General features: G+C 40.4%; 18 protein-coding genes. 14 read left to right on the top strand and 4 right to left on the bottom strand.

What is annotated here, in order from left to right; translation table 11 throughout:
- Positions 1-28: 28 nt before the first annotated feature.
- Positions 29-910, bottom strand: a complete 882-nt coding sequence (locus tag LOS73_RS18535) for a LysR family transcriptional regulator (RefSeq protein WP_008135010.1) — start codon at positions 908-910, stop codon at positions 29-31.
- Between the two features lie 482 nt (positions 911-1392).
- On the opposite strand from LOS73_RS18535, the gene LOS73_RS18530 reads away from it, so the two are divergent.
- Both LOS73_RS18530 and LOS73_RS18525 read left to right on the top strand, forming a co-directional pair.
- Positions 1393-2235 carry a pirin family protein gene (locus LOS73_RS18530; RefSeq protein WP_457934106.1) on the top strand — a complete coding sequence of 281 codons (843 nt, stop codon included), beginning with the start codon at positions 1393-1395 and terminating at the stop codon, positions 2233-2235.
- A gap of 21 nt (positions 2236-2256) precedes the next feature.
- The gene (locus LOS73_RS18525) at positions 2257-3237 is read left to right on the top strand and encodes a glutathione S-transferase family protein (RefSeq protein WP_457934105.1); all 981 of its coding nucleotides are present in this window, start codon (positions 2257-2259) and stop codon (positions 3235-3237) included.
- On the opposite strand, the gene LOS73_RS18520 is transcribed toward LOS73_RS18525, so the two are convergent.
- From LOS73_RS18520 to LOS73_RS18510, 3 genes are read right to left on the bottom strand one after another with little or no spacing between them, the layout of a single operon-like run.
- Entirely contained in the window at positions 3234-3476 is a 243-nt protein-coding gene (locus tag LOS73_RS18520) for a hypothetical protein (protein WP_007376988.1), read from the bottom strand. The genes LOS73_RS18525 and LOS73_RS18520 overlap by 4 nt on opposite strands.
- A gap of 1 nt (position 3477) precedes the next feature.
- Positions 3478-3933 carry a threonine/serine exporter family protein gene (locus LOS73_RS18515; protein ID WP_149614404.1) on the bottom strand — a complete coding sequence of 152 codons (456 nt, stop codon included), beginning with the start codon at positions 3931-3933 and terminating at the stop codon, positions 3478-3480.
- 6 nt (positions 3934-3939) lie between these two features.
- Positions 3940-4278, bottom strand: a complete 339-nt coding sequence (locus tag LOS73_RS18510) for a hypothetical protein (protein WP_007376986.1) — start codon at positions 4276-4278, stop codon at positions 3940-3942.
- Between the two features lie 494 nt (positions 4279-4772).
- Here LOS73_RS18510 and mraZ point away from each other — a divergent pair, with 494 nt between their 5' ends.
- The 12 genes from mraZ to LOS73_RS18450 are packed head-to-tail and all read left to right on the top strand — an operon-like array spanning position 4773 to position 18219.
- On the top strand, positions 4773-5231 hold the full coding sequence (gene mraZ / locus LOS73_RS18505) for a division/cell wall cluster transcriptional repressor MraZ (RefSeq protein WP_007376985.1): 459 nt from the start codon (positions 4773-4775) through the stop codon (positions 5229-5231).
- A 28-nt stretch (positions 5232-5259) separates the two neighbouring features.
- Entirely contained in the window at positions 5260-6198 is a 939-nt protein-coding gene (rsmH, locus tag LOS73_RS18500; protein WP_457934104.1) for a 16S rRNA (cytosine(1402)-N(4))-methyltransferase RsmH, read from the top strand.
- Positions 6195-6524 carry a cell division protein FtsL gene (gene ftsL / locus LOS73_RS18495; RefSeq protein WP_007376983.1) on the top strand — a complete coding sequence of 110 codons (330 nt, stop codon included), beginning with the start codon at positions 6195-6197 and terminating at the stop codon, positions 6522-6524. Before rsmH ends, ftsL begins: the two co-directional genes overlap by 4 nt.
- Positions 6521-8338: a peptidoglycan glycosyltransferase FtsI gene (locus tag LOS73_RS18490; protein ID WP_007376982.1), complete on the top strand. Its 1818-nt coding sequence runs from the start codon at positions 6521-6523 to the stop codon at positions 8336-8338. The genes ftsL and LOS73_RS18490 overlap by 4 nt, the downstream gene beginning before the upstream one ends.
- Positions 8331-9809: a UDP-N-acetylmuramoyl-L-alanyl-D-glutamate--2,6-diaminopimelate ligase gene (gene murE, locus LOS73_RS18485; RefSeq protein WP_457934103.1), complete on the top strand. Its 1479-nt coding sequence runs from the start codon at positions 8331-8333 to the stop codon at positions 9807-9809. The genes LOS73_RS18490 and murE overlap by 8 nt, the downstream gene beginning before the upstream one ends.
- Positions 9806-11188: a UDP-N-acetylmuramoyl-tripeptide--D-alanyl-D-alanine ligase gene (locus LOS73_RS18480; protein ID WP_457934102.1), complete on the top strand. Its 1383-nt coding sequence runs from the start codon at positions 9806-9808 to the stop codon at positions 11186-11188. Before murE ends, LOS73_RS18480 begins: the two co-directional genes overlap by 4 nt.
- On the top strand, positions 11188-12270 hold the full coding sequence (gene mraY, locus LOS73_RS18475; RefSeq protein WP_457934101.1) for a phospho-N-acetylmuramoyl-pentapeptide-transferase: 1083 nt from the start codon (positions 11188-11190) through the stop codon (positions 12268-12270). Before LOS73_RS18480 ends, mraY begins: the two co-directional genes overlap by 1 nt.
- Complete coding sequence (gene murD / locus LOS73_RS18470) at positions 12271-13605, top strand: UDP-N-acetylmuramoyl-L-alanine--D-glutamate ligase (protein WP_457934100.1); 1335 nt, start codon at positions 12271-12273, stop codon at positions 13603-13605.
- Positions 13602-14777 (top strand): cell division protein FtsW, encoded by a 1176-nt coding sequence (gene ftsW, locus LOS73_RS18465; protein ID WP_007376977.1) that lies wholly within the window; start codon positions 13602-13604, stop codon positions 14775-14777. The genes murD and ftsW overlap by 4 nt, the downstream gene beginning before the upstream one ends.
- The gene (murG, locus tag LOS73_RS18460; RefSeq protein ID WP_457934099.1) at positions 14774-15850 is read left to right on the top strand and encodes an undecaprenyldiphospho-muramoylpentapeptide beta-N-acetylglucosaminyltransferase; all 1077 of its coding nucleotides are present in this window, start codon (positions 14774-14776) and stop codon (positions 15848-15850) included. Before ftsW ends, murG begins: the two co-directional genes overlap by 4 nt.
- Positions 15851-17302: a UDP-N-acetylmuramate--L-alanine ligase gene (gene murC / locus LOS73_RS18455; RefSeq protein WP_008135027.1), complete on the top strand. Its 1452-nt coding sequence runs from the start codon at positions 15851-15853 to the stop codon at positions 17300-17302. It begins immediately after the preceding gene.
- Positions 17299-18219 carry a D-alanine--D-alanine ligase gene (locus LOS73_RS18450; protein WP_007376974.1) on the top strand — a complete coding sequence of 307 codons (921 nt, stop codon included), beginning with the start codon at positions 17299-17301 and terminating at the stop codon, positions 18217-18219. The genes murC and LOS73_RS18450 overlap by 4 nt, the downstream gene beginning before the upstream one ends.

Genomic DNA, 18219 nt, shown 5'->3' with positions numbered 1-18219 from the left:
ATAACTTAGGGCGATGAGTTAAAGATTGTTAATCTAAACTCAGGTTAATTAATTGCTCTTTAAACTCTTGTGCAGCAGGCCCTAGTCTGTCTGTGTCATTACACATTAAATATAACTTAAGGGCACGGGTTGTCCCTTGCTCTAGATTTAGTACTTTTAATTTTTCCTCTTCAATTAGGTGAGATACTTGTGTACGAGGAAGCCATGCATAACCTAAATTTTGGCTAACCATATCAATAGAGTTTCGTAAATGACTAACCGTCCAGCGCATATCTGCGCCTAGCCAACCTTCATCATGGCTAGTTTGCGTGCCAGAATCACGAACTACAATTTGCCTATACAATTTTAAATCACGAAATGACAAAGTCTCTGTGCGCTGATGCAGCGGATGATTTGGGTGTGCTACAGCGACAAATTCTATATCACAAAGCTGGTTACAACTAATACCGTAAATAGGAATTGAAGAAATAGCTAAATCAACAACGGCATTATTTAATAACTCGTTAGCGCCCGTTAACACGCTTTCTATTAAATCGATTTTTAAAAGCGGATAAAGTTCACTGGTTCTGGCCAGTGCTTGATACAAAATGGGGTGGGGGAATACTTCATCAACTGCAATTTTTAATGTGCTCTCCACACCTTCGCTGAGCGTATTGGCGACAGATTCTATTTTACTCGCTTCTTCAATTAAAAACTCTGCGCGGCGTAAAATAAGTTTCCCGCTGTCTGTTAAAAAGGCTTTGCGACCCTTTACTTCAAGTAATTTAATTTGCAAAGCGACTTCTAGTTTTTGCACTGCGTGATGAACCGTTGACTGGCTTTTATGAACAGCTGCACTTGCACCAGCAAATCCACCATGGTCAACAACAGCCTTAAACATTCTCCACTGCTCTAGTGTTGCTTTCGCCATATTTTATCTTACTACCACTTTTATCTGATTGCATAACTTGACCGCATAGACTCATTATTTATTGCGTAACAGTTAAACTTTTTGTTGGATTATTTAGATAGAATGATTTTTTATTTTTCGAAACGCCATAAAATCATTTCTATTTTTAAGTAGTCGTATCCATTTATTGTAAATAAGTGATGAGGAGCCTGTACCAAAGCCGTCGAAAGCAAGCTGCATTCTAATTTTACCAATCATTATTAAACAACTTTGCATTAGTACTTCAGGATTGACAATCAATTACTCAGCAATTTAAGTAATTGATAAAGCGGATATTTAAAAAATAAGTAAAAATAACCACGGTAATACAAGGTTTGAAATATGAACAATAAAGCATAGCTTTCTATTTTTTAGAATGTTATGACCAATTTAAAGACATAGTTGTTTTATTTAATGAATGATTTAATACCCTCATCAACTTCTTTTTTAAAGTGAATTAAAAAATGAAAATATCAAAAGTGCTTACAGCTTATGCAACTCAAGATGGCGATGGCGTAAGTATTAGTCGTATCCCAGGATTTGATGGTAAATATTTAGATCCATTTTTAATGATTGACGAACTTAAGTCAGACGACAAAAAAGATTATATGGGAGGTTTTCCAGAGCATCCCCATCGAGGGATTGAAACGTTTACTTATATTTTAAAAGGTGGCTTTGAACATCGTGACCAAATGGGTAACAAAAAAGCAATTAAAGCAGGTGATGTGCAATGGATGAGTACAGGGCGCGGCGTTATGCACAGTGAGATGCCACTCGCTGATACCGTTGATGGATTGCATGGCTTTCAAATTTGGATCAACATGCCAAGTTTGGATAAGATGCGCGATCCACGTTATCAAGATACTACGCAAAATTCAGCTCCGAGTTTTACAAATACGCACGGTGTGACGTTAAAAGCACTTGCGGGATCGTGGCAGTTCGAAAGTGAAACGCTTACAAGTAGTTTGCAGGGTTTAGCTGCTAATGCTCTACTTGCTGACATTACATTACCCGCCGGTAAAAGCGTTCATTTGGAGCCTCTTAGCCAACAAAAAGTAATGATCTATATTCATAGCGGCTCAATAATAACAAGCGACGATCAAACAATCCCAGCTGGTAAGTTACTTATTTTAGAGCCAGACAGTAATATTAATATTACCTCAGAGCAAGGCGCTCGTGTTTTGGTTTTAGCAGGCGATCCACTTAATCAACCGATTGCTCACATGGGGCCGTTTGTAATGACGACGCAAGCTGAAGTACAGCAAGCAGTGCGTGATTATCAAAACGGCGAGTTCGGCAAAATTTAACCCTATTTTTAGGAGAGTTTCATGGGATTATTAGTTGATGGTCAATGGCAAGATAAGTGGTACGACACCGATTCAAGTAACGGAAAGTTTGAGCGTGAAGCTGCGCAGTTACGTCATTGGATAACTGGTGATGGTAGCGCTGGAATAACGGGCGACGCAGGTTTTAAAGCCCAATCTAATCGGTATCATTTATATGTATCACTTGCGTGCCCTTGGGCGCATCGAACGCTTATATTTAGAGCGTTAAAAGGGTTGGAAAATTTAATTACTGTGTCGGTTGTTAGCCCTGATATGCTTGATAGTGGTTGGGCTTTTGATACGCAAAACCACAGTACTGGTGATGCTTTATTTAATAGTAACTACTTACATCAAGTGTATACAAAAAATAACCCAAAGTACTCCGGGCGGGTAACCGTTCCCGTATTGTGGGATAAAAAGCTAAATAAAATTGTCAGCAATGAGTCTGCCGATATTATACGTATGTTTAATAGTGCATTTAATGAATTGACTGGCAATACCGATGACTTTTATCCTGAAGAATTGCAACCAAAAATTGACGAATTAAACGCGTTGATTTATCCAAATATAAATAATGGTGTTTATCGTACGGGTTTCGCAACAACTCAGGATGCGTATGAAGAGGCGTTTAACGATTTATTTAAAGCACTCGATACAGTAGAGGGGATTCTGAGCAAGCAGCGTTATTTAGCCGGAAACAGACTCACCGAGGCTGATTGGCGCTTATTCACTACGCTGATTCGGTTTGATAGTGTGTACGTTGGTCACTTTAAATGTAATTTACGCACAATTGAAAGCTACCCTGCACTGAGCGGATATCTTAGAGATCTATATCAAGTTAGAGGAGTGGCCGAAACAGTTGATTTTTATCATATTAAACGTCATTACTATTTTAGCCATACAATGATCAACCCGACACAAGTTGTGCCAAGTGGTCCAAGTATTGATTACTTATCTGATCACGGTAGAGGTATTTATCTTTAAGCGAGTAGCCTAACAAGCCAGCCATATTTTCTAACCAAGCTGGTTTCGCTTTTCCCTGCTTGTACAGCAGCACCGGCTAAAAAAGCACTTGTTAGTCCTACTTTAGTTGCTGCAAAACGTTTTAACCGATATTGAAACGCCGCATGGTGTTGGCGTTTTAATTCACTGCGCATATCCATTTGCTTACTAAGAGCTTGAACGTTTTTGTTTGGGGCCTTAATCAAATTATCTACTAACATACTAATTCCCATGTAAATTTAATAGCTGCTTTAAGCTTTTAAGTGTTTTACTAAAACCAATTTTATTGCTTAGGTAAACTGTGTTTTTCCAAAGCCATACTAAACAAGCAACTTGCAGTGAAGTAGCTGTTGCAATACTCAGCCATACCGACCCAAAGAGATCATATACACCGTATCCAACAGCACCTAGAAATCCTGCCCACAACAAAACCAAGCCACTGGCAAAACAGCCTAAAAATATAGTGATCAATGCAAGCGATCTAAGCGACAACCGCCATTCAGCTTTAGCAAGCTGATGGGTGATCTCTCCTTGGGTCTGGTAATCATCCTTGAGTTGCTTAGAGTACTCTAAAAGCTTTGCAATATGATCTTGCCAATCGTCCTTTTGGCTTGGCTGCTCAGTAGCTTGGTTTTGCGCGTTACCATCCTTGGTTGCGGTTGTTTGTGGGTTATTCATCACTGATTACTTACGACGAAATAATGATGTAATTAACATACCAGCAGCAAAAGCAATGCCCGCAGTTGCTAATGGGTTTTCAGAAGCGAAAGCACGCGTTTTTGCAGTGCATTCGCTCAGCTTTTCGCGTGCAATAAGTTGTTTTTCGCTTAGTGCTTCTGCTGAACTAGAAGCGCCTTTACGAACACTGCTTTCAGCTGTTGCTGCTTTGCTAGAAAGTGCATCTACAGCATCGTGCGCCGCTGATGTGGCTTTCTCTGTAAGTGGTGAGTCAGTATTTTTTAGTTTAACGTCAGGCTTAACATCTGAAGTTGTGTTTGGTTTCGTATTTGTTGCAGTAGCCATAATCAATCCTTAATAAGTTAAAAATTTAAATAGTGATTTAGACGATGCAATGATTAAACCAAATTTAATTTTTATTTTAACTTATTGAATTTAAGTTGTTTTTTTTGTTTCTCCTGGTTTTGTCATGGTTGGTAATTAAAAAAAACAGTAACTATTACTACACGGTTAGGTAAATTTTACAAAGAAGGTGAAAATGCTTAAAAAACTGTAAATATTCATTGTTTATTCAGTAAGCAGAACGTGTAGAAATAAGCATATTAAAACTAAGTAAATTTTTTTTTCGCTGTTATTCCACTTTTTCCCACGTAATTCAATCGCTTTGCTTGAACCCTTATTTTTTCTAGCTTTGAGACTCGTTAAAGCTGGTCAGCTTACTTGACAAAAAGGCTTGTCAAGCCCTAAACTGGAGGACTGTGGTAAAAAGTGGTTTTTAGTGGATCAAACTGGATCAAAGTAATCGCTAGGCGATTAAAATAATTTAAAGCAGGCTGTTTATGTTTCGTGGCGCAAGTTCACTGAGTTTGGATGATAAAGGACGCTTTGCGGTACCAACCAAGTACCGAGAATCTCTGCTATCTGAAGACCAAGGAACTGTTATTTGTACTGTTGCGCTAAATGAGCCGTGCTTATGGTTATATCCGCTTGCTGAGTGGCAAGAAATAGAAAATCGTTTAGCTAAAATTTCAAATATGAATCCACGAGCTCGACGTATGCAGCGTATGTTGCTAGGGAATGCCACAGAATATCAACTTGATAAAAATGGTCGGATTTTGTTAGCGCCTTCATTGCGTGCACATGCAGATCTAGGCAAAAAAATAATGTTGGTTGGTTTGATGAATAAGTTTGAAATTTGGGATGAGGCGCGTTGGAACGAACAAATGCGCCAAGATACTGAGCTTGAGAGGCTTGGTGATTTTGAACCTCACCCTGATTTAGATAATTTCACTCTCTAACAGCACAATAAAAGGCAAATAATAGCTAATGACAGCGCAATTTGAACACGTATCCGTTTTAATGGACGAAACCATAGATGCCCTTGCAATTAAGCCAGACGGCATATACATGGACGGCACTTTTGGACGTGGCGGTCATTCAGGGCAAATATTAGCACGCCTTGGTAATGAAGGTCGTTTGCAAGCGATTGACCAAGATCCGCAGGCAATACAATCAGCTGAAAAGTTTGCTGATGATCCGCGATTTGCAATTGCACATACTCGCTTTTCAAAACTTTACGAAGTAGCAGAGCAAAACGATCTCATTGGTAAAGTCGACGGGATTTTATTAGATATAGGTGTGTCGTCGCCACAGTTAGATGATGCTGGGCGTGGTTTTAGTTTCATGAAAGACGGCCCACTAGATATGCGTATGGATCCAACAAGTGGTCGCAGTGCAGCCCAATGGTTAGCTGAAGCTGAATTGGATGATATTACCCATGTAATTAAAAAGCTGGGTGAAGAGAAATTTGGTAAGCGTATTTCGCATAAAATACTTGAGATTAGAGAGCACACGCCAATTACTACGACTAAGCAGTTAGCTGATTTAGTCGATGAAGCAGTACCTGTAAAAGATAAGTTTAAACACCCTGCTACTCGTACTTTTCAGGCGATCCGTATTTATATTAATAGCGAACTTGAAGAGATTCAAACGGCATTGCAGTCTGCAATTAAGGTCCTTAAACCCGGTGGTCGTTTGGTTGTTATTTCGTTTCATTCATTAGAAGATCGTATTGTAAAACAGTTTATTAGAAAACAGAGTCGGGGAGAAGTATTACCCAGAGGTCTGCCTTTAACTGACGCACAAATAAATAAAAATCTGACGTTAAAGGCAGTGGGTAAAGCGATTAAGCCAAGTGCCGCTGAAGTTGAGCGTAATCCGCGTTCTCGTAGCTCTGTACTTAGGATTGCTCAGAGGCTGGAATGAATATAAAAGCGAATCATCGTCAACCACCTAATTTATTTTTTGAAATTGTTAAAGGCCTAGGAGCTAATAAGCTTACCTCGGCCTTGTTGGTTGTGATATTCGCGTCAAGTTTAACTGTGGTACAAGTAACACATCTTGCTCGAGGGCAACTTATTGAACAAGATTCGTTACTCCAAGAGCGTGATGAACTTGATTTAGAATGGCGTTATTTATTAGTTGAAGAGGAATTTTATTCACAGCATGCACGTATCGAAGAAATTGCGAAATCACAGCTAAAAATGAAACGACCAACGAGTCAAGATGAACAGGTAATAATACTGCAATGAGAAATCGAGGCAAAAAACCAGTAAATAACTTAATTACATGGCGCTTTATGCTGGTGTGTGGCGTTGTGTTTATGGTGTTTGTAACACTGGTATCTCGTGCTGCTTATTTACAAGTAATTGAACCTGACAAAGCCCGTTCTGAAAGTGATAAACGTACCGTACGTGTCGAAAAACTTCACGTCCAGCGTGGGATGATTTTTGATCGTAATGGCAAAGAGCTCGCGGTGAGTGTACCGGTAGTGAGTGTGTATGCAGATCCTAAAGCACTTCACAAATCACTTGTTTCTAAAGTGATTAAGCAAGCGCGTAAAAATGGCGAGGATCAACAATCACTTGCAGACAATGCGGTCGAACTTGATAAACGTACAGTGCAGTATTACAAAAATGATATGCGCTGGCGTGAACTCGCTGACGTTCTGCGTACCGATCCGAAAAAAATTAATTCACGCCTTCTTAACGATCCTTCTCGTCGCTTTGTTTACTTAAAACGCCAAGTAACTCCTGCCGTTGCAAATTATATTGGCGACTTACGTTTGCCTGGCATTCATTTATTAGATGAATCTAAGCGTTATTACCCTGCCGGTGAAGTAACTGCACATATTATTGGTTTCACCAATATAGATGGCAAAGGTATTGAAGGTATTGAAAAGCTGTATGAGAATGCATTAACGGGCGAAGAAGGCCGTCGTACTATACGCAAAGATGCACAAGGACGCGAAGTAGAAGTGCTTGATGAGCGCGAACGCGTAGAACCTGAAAGTATTCAGTTAAGTATTGATCAACGTATTCAAGGCATCGCTTATAAAGCGATTAAATCTGCTGTACTTACTTATAAAGCGACATCGGGTTCAGCGATGGTTGTTGATATAAAAACAGGCGAAGTATTAGCGATGGTTAATAGCCCTTCGTTTAATCCAAACAACTTAAGCGATGCTGCCCCGCATAAGCGCCGTAACCGCGCAATTACCGATTTGTTTGAACCAGGCTCAACTGTTAAGCCCCTAGCCATTTTAGCTGGGCTAGACTACGGCGCAATTAAAGCCGATGACAAAATTGATACTTACCCTGGTTGGATGCGTTTAGGCGGTAGCTTAGTTCAAGATACTCGCAATCATGGTGAGATGACACTGCGCGAAATTTTAAAATACTCTTCAAATATGGGAGTTACGAAAGTAACGCAGTTAGTACCTAAAGATTATTTAGTGGGATTGTTTCAAAAGGTAGGGTTTGGCTCAGATTCAGGCACCGGTATGGTGGGGGAAAGCAGTGGTTTGTTTTACCCTAATCGTCGTTGGTCGGATCATGAAATTGCTGCGCTTTCATTTGGTTACAATATTGCAGTAAGTACAGCCCAAATGGCACGATTTTATGCCATGTTAGGCGCTGGGGGAGTCAACCGTCCATTAACGATTTTAAAACAAGATAATGTACCAGAAGGCGAACGTATTTTTAAACAAAAAGACGTAGAAGCCGTAGTCCATATGATGGAAAGTATATTTGAAGAGGGCGGCACAGCCAGTCGCGTTAAAGTTGATGGCTATCGGGCAGCAGGTAAAACAGGTACATCTAAAAAAGCAGCTGTTGGTGGTTATGGTGACGAATATGTTGGCTATTTTGCAGGTGTCGCACCTGCAAGTAATCCTCGATTAGCCGTTGTTGTTATGATTAATGAACCCGGCGGGGATGTGTACTACGGAGGGGCCACCGCTGGGCCTGCATTTGCTGAAATAATTTCGAATTCATTAAGAATATTAAATGTAGCACCGGACAAGGAAGATGTTGCCTACGTGGAAGGTAAAAAGAACGATGCGTGATTTAAGAGATATTTTAAAATACATCGAAATTGATGCGCCCTCGCAACTGGTAAAACATTTACGCATTGATAGTCGTGAGGTAACACCAGGTGATGTATTTGTTGCTATTAAAGGCCATTCACTTGATGGCGGACAATTTATTGCTAAAGCAATTGAAAATGGCGCAACAGCTATTATTGCTGACAGATTATGCGAATTTGAAACAAGTTTCGAACCACTATATTTAGTTTCAGAGTTTGATAAAAAGCTTCCAGAATTAGCAAATCGCTTTTATAACCAACCAAGTCAGGCTTTGGATTTAATTGGTGTGACTGGCACAAATGGTAAATCAACCACCACAGCAATGATTGCTCACTTAGCGCAATTTTGTAGTACTGAGTCAGCGATTATTGGCACGCTAGGTTATGGACATCCTAATAACTTAACTCCACTGATGAATACTACGCCTTCAACGGTTGATTTACAGCATATTTTGAGTGATCTAAATTTACAGCATAAAAAGCTAGTCGCCATGGAAGTGTCATCGCATGGGTTAGTGCAACAGCGTGTTGCTAAATGTGAATTTAAAGCGGCTGTGTTTACTAATCTTTCGCGTGATCACTTAGATTATCATGGTGATATGGCAAGTTACGGTGATGCAAAATTAATGCTTTTTCGTGATTTTGAACCGCAAGTTGTGGTGCTTAATCAAGATGATTTTCAAGCAGAGCAATGGCTTGAAAAGTATGATTTTAATAATCTAATTTGTTATGGTCGCAAAAACTTAGCTCCTAAGAATACTCGATACGTCTATTTTTCTGATGTTGAATATTCAAGTGTAGGTATTTCGGCGCAGTTATCGACGAGTTGGGGTGATATATCAATTAAATCGCCTCTGTTTGGCGAATTTAATTTATATAACTTAACGGCAGCGCTCGCTACATTGCTAGGGCTTGGTTATCCGCTAGAGCAATTAATTACAGGTTGTGCGCAGTTACAGCCAGTCGCTGGGCGAATGCAAGCATTTAGTCAAGCAGGCATGCCAACGTGTGTTGTTGATTACGCACATACGCCCGATGCACTTGCACTTGCATTGCAAGCATTGCAACAGCATGTACCAGGTGGTGTGAGTTGTGTATTTGGTTGCGGTGGTGACAGAGATAAAGGTAAGCGAGTATTAATGGCGCAAGCAGCTGAGAAAAATGCTAATAAAGTTATTATTACCAGCGATAACCCGCGATCTGAAAATCCTGATGACATTATTGCTGATGTGGCTGGCGGTTTAGTGAACCCTCAAGACGCACATTTAGAGGCTGATAGAGCAACTGCAATTCGTTTTGCTATAGAAAATGCTACAGCTGATGATGTTATTTTAATTGCAGGTAAAGGCCACGAAGATTATCAAATTATAGGCGATAAGCGCATCGACTTTTGCGATCGCCGTTATGTACAAGAACAACTAAAAAAAGCAGTAAGAGGGATAACACAATGATCCCAATGGATTTTGATTGGTTAGCCAATGTACTAACAACCGATTATCAAGGTGATAATCAACAAGTGCTTAATATAAATACTGATACTCGTACAGTGTGCGATGGCGAAGTGTTTTTAGCACTTAAAGGGCCCAATTTTGATGGCCATAAATTTATAGCAGAAGCTAAACAAAAAGGCGCTATTGGCGTTATTGTTCAGCACAAAGTAGATGTAGATATTCCACAATTTATAGTAAGCGATACACGTATTGCACTAGGTGCAATTGGCACTGCTGTTATGGCGCAAGTGGCGCCTAAAACAATTGCAATTACAGGGAGTGTAGGTAAAACCACCGTAAAAGAAATGTGTGCAGCAATTTTGTCGGTTCACGGTGATGTATTAGCTACTAAAGGTAATTTTAATAACGATATTGGCGTCCCACTTACGTTATTGCGCTTAGAGCCTCAACATCGTTTTGCAGTAATTGAGCTAGGTGCAAATCACTTAGGTGAAATTGCCTACACAACTGCAATGACCAAACCAGATGTAGCCGTTGTATGTAATGTTGCAGCCGCTCACTTAGAAGGCTTTGGCAGCTTAATGGGGGTTGCAAAAGCTAAAGGTGAGATTTTTGACGGCCTTAAAGATGACGGCGTTGCCATTGTTAATTGCGATAGTGAATTTAGCCAGTATTGGTTAGATAAACTTGAAGGGCGTAATGTTAAACGTTTTTCTACAACCGAAAAACTCGACATTTGGGCAGAGAATATCACGCTTGATGCCAATGCGCGTGCAAGCTTTACGCTTTGTACTAAAGACAAGCAAGTCCCTGTTACTTTGGCGCTACCTGGCAAGCACAATATTGGTAACGCACTTATTGCGGCTGCACTTACTAGTGAATTTGATGTAACTGTTGAAGAAATAGCCAATGCACTTGCCACTATGGGTGATGTAAAAGGGCGCGTTAATCTAATTGAAGTGTCTGATTTACTCACCGTGGTTGATGATACCTATAATGCCAATGTTAAGTCGGTAAAGGCTGCGATTGACTTATTAAGTGATATGCAAGGTCACCGCATTTTAGCGCTGGGAGACATGGGGGAGCTAGGTGAAGATGCACGTAAATATCACCAAGAAGTTGGTGAGTATGCACTTGAGCAAGGGATTGATGAGTTATTTACATTAGGTGTATTAAGTAAATGCGCAAGTGATGTGTTTGAACTCCCTAATCGCCACTTTTCGAGCCGTGAACAAATGCAGCAAAAAATTCAAGAAAGTATTAATAAAGTGAATACAAAAACAACAATAGTAGTGAAAGGATCGCGCAGTTCTCGCATGGAATTATTAGTAACCGATTTAGTTAATGGCCAGCAACAAGCCATCAATGGAGTATCATAATGTTAGTTTGGCTGGCAGAGTATTTAACCCAGTATTTTAGTGGTTTTCATGTTTTTTCGTATTTAACGCTACGTGCCATTTTAGGTATTTTAACTGCGCTAATTATGTCTCTTTATTTAGGACCTAAGTTAATTCGTGGTTTGCAACGTATGCAAATAGGTCAAACGGTTCGAGACGATGGTCCGCAATCGCATCTATCTAAGTCGGGTACGCCGACTATGGGTGGCTTACTTATTTTAGCGGCTATTTTTACCAGTACGCTACTATGGGCTGATTTATCGAATAAGTATGTATGGGCAACGCTGTTTGTAATTGGCTCATTAGGTATTGTTGGCTTTGTTGATGACTACCGTAAAGTTATCCGTAAAGATCCAAAAGGTTTAATTGCTAAATGGAAATATTTTTGGCAGTCAGTAATTGCGTTAGTGATAGCGACAGCATTATATTTTACCAGTGCACAAGCTTCTGAAACATCACTTGTTGTTCCATTTTTTAAAGATGTATTACCGCAACTTGGCTTGTTTTATATTGTGCTTACGTATTTTGCAATAGTAGGGACATCAAATGCAGTAAACCTGACTGATGGGCTTGATGGCTTAGCCATCGTACCCACTATTTTAGTCGCCGCAGCATTGGCAATTATTGCTTACTTAACAGGTAATATTAACTTTTCGGCTTACTTACATATTCCGCATTTACCGCTAGCAAGTGAGCTTGTGGTTGTGTGTACTGCCATTGTGGGTGCAGGGCTTGGCTTTTTGTGGTTTAACACTTACCCAGCACAAGTATTTATGGGTGATGTAGGCTCATTAGCACTTGGTGGTGCATTAGGTATTATTGCTGTTTTAGTACGCCAAGAATTACTGCTTATTATTATGGGCGGCGTATTTGTTATGGAAGCACTCTCGGTCATATTACAAGTGGGATCGTATAAATTACGTGGGCAACGCATTTTTAGAATGGCGCCAATTCATCATCATTACGAATTAAAAGGTTGGCCGGAGCCACGTGTTATCGTACGCTTTTGGATTATTTCTATTGTGCTAGTCCTCGCTGGTCTAGCGACATTAAAGATTCGATAAATGCAGTATTTAAACGAGATAAAAAATAAACAAATAACAGTGATCGGACTCGGTGTTACCGGTCTGGGCATTGTGCGTTTTTTATTATCTCATAGTCTTATGCCAAAAGTTGTTGATAGCCGTACAAACCCTCCAGGGATTGATTGGCTTAAAGAGCATGCACCAAATCTAGATACACACTTTGGTAATTTGGATGACGCAGAGCTTCGTTCAAGCGATATAATTATTATAAGTCCAGGGCTTAGCTTAAAAATACCAGCTGTTGCTGATGCGATTAACGCAGGTGTTGAAGTGATTGGCGACGTTGAGTTATTTGCACGTATTAATACAAAACCGGTTGTTGCAGTAACTGGCTCCAACGGTAAATCAACCGTGGTTACGCTCGCTTATGAAGTATTAAAAGAAGCCGGCTATAAAGTTGCTTTGGGTGGGAATATTGGCACTGCGGTGCTTGATTTACTCAATGATGATTTTGATGTGTATGTACTTGAGCTATCTAGTTTTCAGCTAGACACCACAAAGAGCTTAAAGCCAATAAGTGCAACGGTATTAAATGTGTCAGAAGATCACCTTGACCGCTACGACAGTTACCAAGCTTATATAGACTCAAAGCTAAGTATTTATGACGGTGCAGAGCTTATTATAGTTAATATTGACGATAGTCAAACGCATCCAGTTGAGCGCAGTACAACCCCCAAAATTAGCTTTGGTGTTCAACAAGGTGATTACCATTTAGCGCAATACAATAACGAAACTCACTTTATGGTTAAAGGCGATGCCTTTTTACCAGTGAGTACGCTTGCTGTAGTGGGTAAACACAATTATTTAAACACACTTGCTGTAATGGCGCTTTTAAGTCCGTTTGAAGTAAGCAAAGAGCAGTATGTAAACGCGTTGAGCCAATTTAATGGGTTGGCGCATCGCTGCCAATTTGTAGCTGAGCTTAACGGTATAAAATATTTTAACGATTCAAAGGCGACTAATGTTGGGGCAACTATTGCAGCAATAGATAGTTTAGCAACTGACGGTGAAAACCTGATTGTTATTGCAGGTGGCGATGCTAAAGGCGCTGATTTAAATGCGCTAAAACCTTACATAGAACAGCATGTAAAAGCATTAATATGTTTTGGTAAAGACGCAAGCGACTTAGCTGCGATTACCAATAAGAGCTATTTAACTAACAATATGGAAGAAGCCGTTACTTTGGCCAAAGTACTTAGTCGTGCTGGTAATATTGTTTTATTGGCCCCCGCGTGTGCCAGTATTGATATGTATAACAACTATATGCAACGCGGTGATGACTTTGTTGAGTGCGTTATGGCGGAGAAAGTATGATTGCTTTTGCCGATATAAAAGACGCATTAACACCTAAGCCTTCGGCGCAGTTATACGATGTACCGCTATTGTACTGCGTAATAATGCTAATAGGTGTTGGTTTTATCATGGTAACCAGCGCATCAATGCCGACCGCTGAACGATTATTTGATAACTCGTATCATATTACTATTCGTCACAGTATGTTTTTAGCTATGGCTTTTGTTCTTTTTTGGATAACGGTTTGTGTACCAATGGATTGGTGGAAAAGATCAAACCCTTATTTATTAATACTAGGCATGGTGCTGTTAATAGCCGTATTAATTATTGGTCGTGAAGTGAATGGAGCTAGGCGATGGATCCCTATTGGCCCGGTTGGTTTTCAGGTGGCTGAGGCTGCAAAGCTGTATTTTTTTAGTTATATTGCGGGCTATTTAGTAAGAAAACGCGAAGAGGTACAAGAAAATATTAAAGGCTTTGCAAAGCCTATTGCTGTGTTTGCGGTATATGCTCTGCTTATTTTGCTGCAACCCGATTTGGGCACCGTAGTTGTTATGTTTGTAACTACGGTTGGTCTGCTATTTTTAGCCGGTGCTAAGTTATGGCAGTTTTTTGTACTTATTTTAACGGGGGTTGGCCTCGTTGTTTTACTTATAATTGTTGAGCCATATCGTATGGCACGTGTTGTTGGCTTTTTAGATCCCTGGGATGATCCTTTTGGTAAAGGTTATCAGTTGGTGCAATCGCTAATGGCATATAGCCAAGGTGGTTGGTTTGGCCAAGGCCTTGGCAACAGCGTACAAAAGCTACAATATTTACCTGAAGCGCATAACGATTTTATTTTTGCTGTTATAGGTGAAGAACTAGGTTTAATCGGCGTTGTAAGTATTTTAATGGTATTAGCTACCTTGGTATTTAGAGCGCTATTAATTGGTCAGCAAGCATTAAAGTGTGGCAAAGAATATGAAGGCTATTTTTCGTTTGCTATTGGTATTTGGTTTGCGTTTCAAACCATGGTTAATGTAGGTGCGAGTGCGGGTATTTTACCAACAAAAGGATTAACACTGCCGTTTATTTCTTACGGTGGATCAAGCTTAATGATTATGACGATAGCCACGGGCATTTTATTACGCGTAGATTTTGAGACTAAGATGGCAACAAAACAAGCCACTTCACGCGGAGGTAAGCGATGAGTAAAAAATTAGTCGTTGTAGCTGGTGGAACTGGCGGGCATATTTTCCCTGGTATCGCTGTAGCTGACTATTTAAAACAACAAGGCTGGCAAGTTAGCTGGATAGGAACACCTGATAGAATGGAAGCTGACGTTGTTCCAAAGCATAACATAGACATTGATTTTATTGATGTTAAGGGTGTGCGTGGTAACGGTATAAAACGTCTTGTTAAAGCGCCATTTATGGTGCTTAACGCCATATTGCAAGCACGTAAAGTTTTAAAAAAACAGCGTCCAGATGTCGTACTTGCTATGGGCGGGTATGTAACTGGACCAACAGGTATTGCTGCCAAAAGTTTAGGTATTCCGCTGGTTATTCATGAGCAAAATGCGGTAGCGGGCATGAGTAACAAATTGCTAGCTAAGGTGGCTACACGTGTATTAGCAGCATTTCCAAGTGCTTTTGCACAGGGTCAAGCTGAACTTGTTGGCAATCCGGTACGTCAAAGTGTTATTGATATACCAAAGCGTGATGTATCAAGCCCAATAAATATGTTGGTAGTGGGTGGTTCACTTGGGGCACAAGTACTTAACCAAACATTACCTGAAGCATTTAAAGTATTGAGTAATACCACCGCAATTAGTGTGTGGCATCAAACAGGTAAAGGCCATTTACACAGCGTTAAAGAGGCTTATAAAGCACACAGTTTTGATAGTAATAACTTAAACGTTGCTGAATTTATTGATGATATGGATACGGCTTATGCTTGGGCTGATATTGTCATTTGCCGCGCGGGTGCGTTAACGGTTAGTGAAATTGCTGCGGCTGGAAAAATGGCTATATTTGTTCCGTTTCCTCATGCAGTGGACGACCATCAAACAGCGAATGCACAGTATTTAGTAATGGCAAATGGGGCTTTGTTAATGCCTCAAGCACAGTTTAATCAACATTCAATTGTTGAGCTTTTAAATCCTTATTTAGCTAAGCCTATATTAATTAAACAAATGGCAGCAAATGCTCAAAAGCAAGCCATTTTAGATGCCACAGTAAGCGTTGCAGCACACTGTGAGCAAGTAACAAATAAGAGAGTGTAAGTGAAAGAAGCATCAGTACAAGAAAAACACACACGACCTGCAATGCGTCGAATTGATACTATCCATTTTATTGGCATTGGTGGTGCCGGTATGGGCGGTATTGCTGAAGTACTCGCATTTGAAGGCTACCGTATTACAGGTTCTGACATTGCTCATAGCGCTATGACAGATCGCTTAATTAAAGCCGGTGCTGAGGTATTTATTGGTCATCACGAAAATAACGTAAAAGATGCTAACGTAGTCGTTGTTTCAAGTGCTATTGATGAAACAAACCCTGAGATTGTTGCAGCAAAAGCAGCAAGAGTTCCGGTTGTGCGCCGCGCAGAAATGCTCGCGGAGCTAATGCGTTTTCGCCATGGTATAGCGATTGCGGGGACGCATGGTAAAACAACGACAACAAGCCTAATTGCGAGTATTTATGGACAGGCGGGGCTTGATCCAACTTTTATTATTGGTGGCTTGTTAAATAGCGCAGGTAGTAACGCAAAAGTAGGAAAAAGTGATTTTTTAATAGCAGAAGCTGATGAAAGCGACGCGTCGTTTTTACACTTGCAGCCAATGGTTTCGGTGATCACAAATATTGAAGAAGATCACATGGATACTTACGGCGGCAGTCTCGAAAAAATGAAAGACACATATGTAGATTTCATTCATAACTTACCGTTTTATGGTTTAGCTGTTGTATGTATTGATTCTGAAGTTGCTGCTGAACTTATCCCGCGATTTGGTCGCCCAGTTATCACGTATGGCGAATCGAAGGATGCTGATTACCGCATGAGCGACTTTAGCCAATCAGCTAATACGTGCACATTTACAGTAACTAACAAACAAGGTGAGTGTTTAACTGCCACGTTGAATATGCCAGGTAGACACAACGCACTTAATGCAACCGCAGCGATTGCTGTAGCAAAAGATCAAAACATTGCTAACCATGCAATTTTAGAAGCGCTGCAGAAGTTTGAAGGCATTGGTCGTCGTTTTCAACACTATGGTGAATTTGAAAACGAGCGTGGCAATGTGATGTTAGTTGATGATTATGGGCATCACCCTTCAGAAGTTGCAGCAACAATTGCTGCAGTGCGTGAAGGTTGGCCTGATAAGCGCTTAGTTATGGTATATCAACCACATAGATTTTCTCGTACACGCGACTTGTACGAAGATTTTGTAAAAGTACTTGCTGATGTAGATCAGTTACTATTACTTGATGTGTATAGCGCAGGTGAAGACCCTATAGTCGGTGCTGATAGTAAAAGCCTCTGTAGAAGTTTACGCCAACGTGGCAAAGAGCCACTTCATGTTGCTTCAAGTTCAGAGCTTGCAGGTGTCCTCGGTGAATGCCTAAAAAATAACGATTTAGTATTAACCCAAGGCGCAGGTAATATAGGCCAATTAGTAAAAACCTTAGCTGCAACGGGTATGTCGATAGAAAAACTTAAGCAAGGTGAAGTATGACCCAGGTAAACACACAATTTGGTAAAGTAGCGGTGCTGTTAGGTGGCAATTCAGCAGAGCGTGAAGTGTCATTAAAATCTGGTCAAGCTGTTTTAAATGCACTGCAAAGTAGTGGCATTGATGCAATTGCATTTGACCCACAAAGTCGTTCTTTGTGGGAATTAAAAGAATTAAATGTAGAGCGCGTTTTTATTGCGTTACATGGTCGTGGTGGTGAAGATGGCACTGTACAAGGTGCGCTTGAATTTATGAACCTGCCTTACACAGGTAGTAATGTATTGGGCTCAGCCCTCGCTATGGATAAAATTCGCTGTAAACACTTGTTTAAATCGGCGGGTCTAAGTACGGCTCCTTATGCGGTTGTCGATGCTAAAAAAGGCTTTGATGCAGTTGCCATTATGGATGAGTTTAAAAAGGTAATGGTTAAGCCATCGCACGAAGGCTCAAGCATAGGTATGGCACAAGCAAGTAATGCGCAAGAGTTAGAAGAAGCACTCGCTAATGCATTTAAGTTTGATAGCCAAGTACTTGTCGAACAGTGGATTACAGGACGAGAGTTCACGGTTACTGTATTGGGTGATGAAGTACAGCCTGTAATTGAGATGACCACGCCTAATGGTTTTTACGATTACCAAGCTAAGTATCAATCAAGCACGACGCAATATCATTGCCCTGCAAATTTATCAAAGCACGATACAGAGCACTTACAAGAAATTTCACTTGATGCATTTGACCTTGTAGGTGCAAGTGGCTGGGGACGTGTGGATGCAATGCAAGATGAGCAAGGACACTTTTACCTACTAGAGGTAAATACAGTGCCTGGCATGACTGAAAAATCACTAGTACCAATGGCTGCAAAAGCGAATGGGGCAAGTTTTGAGCAATTAGTTGTTCGCATTTTGGAGCAAACACTTTAA

This window comes from Pseudoalteromonas sp. SCSIO 43210 (assembly GCF_054133285.1).
The sequence above is the reverse complement of the archived record's forward strand: the minus strand, read 5'-3'. Positions and strand labels throughout refer to the sequence as shown.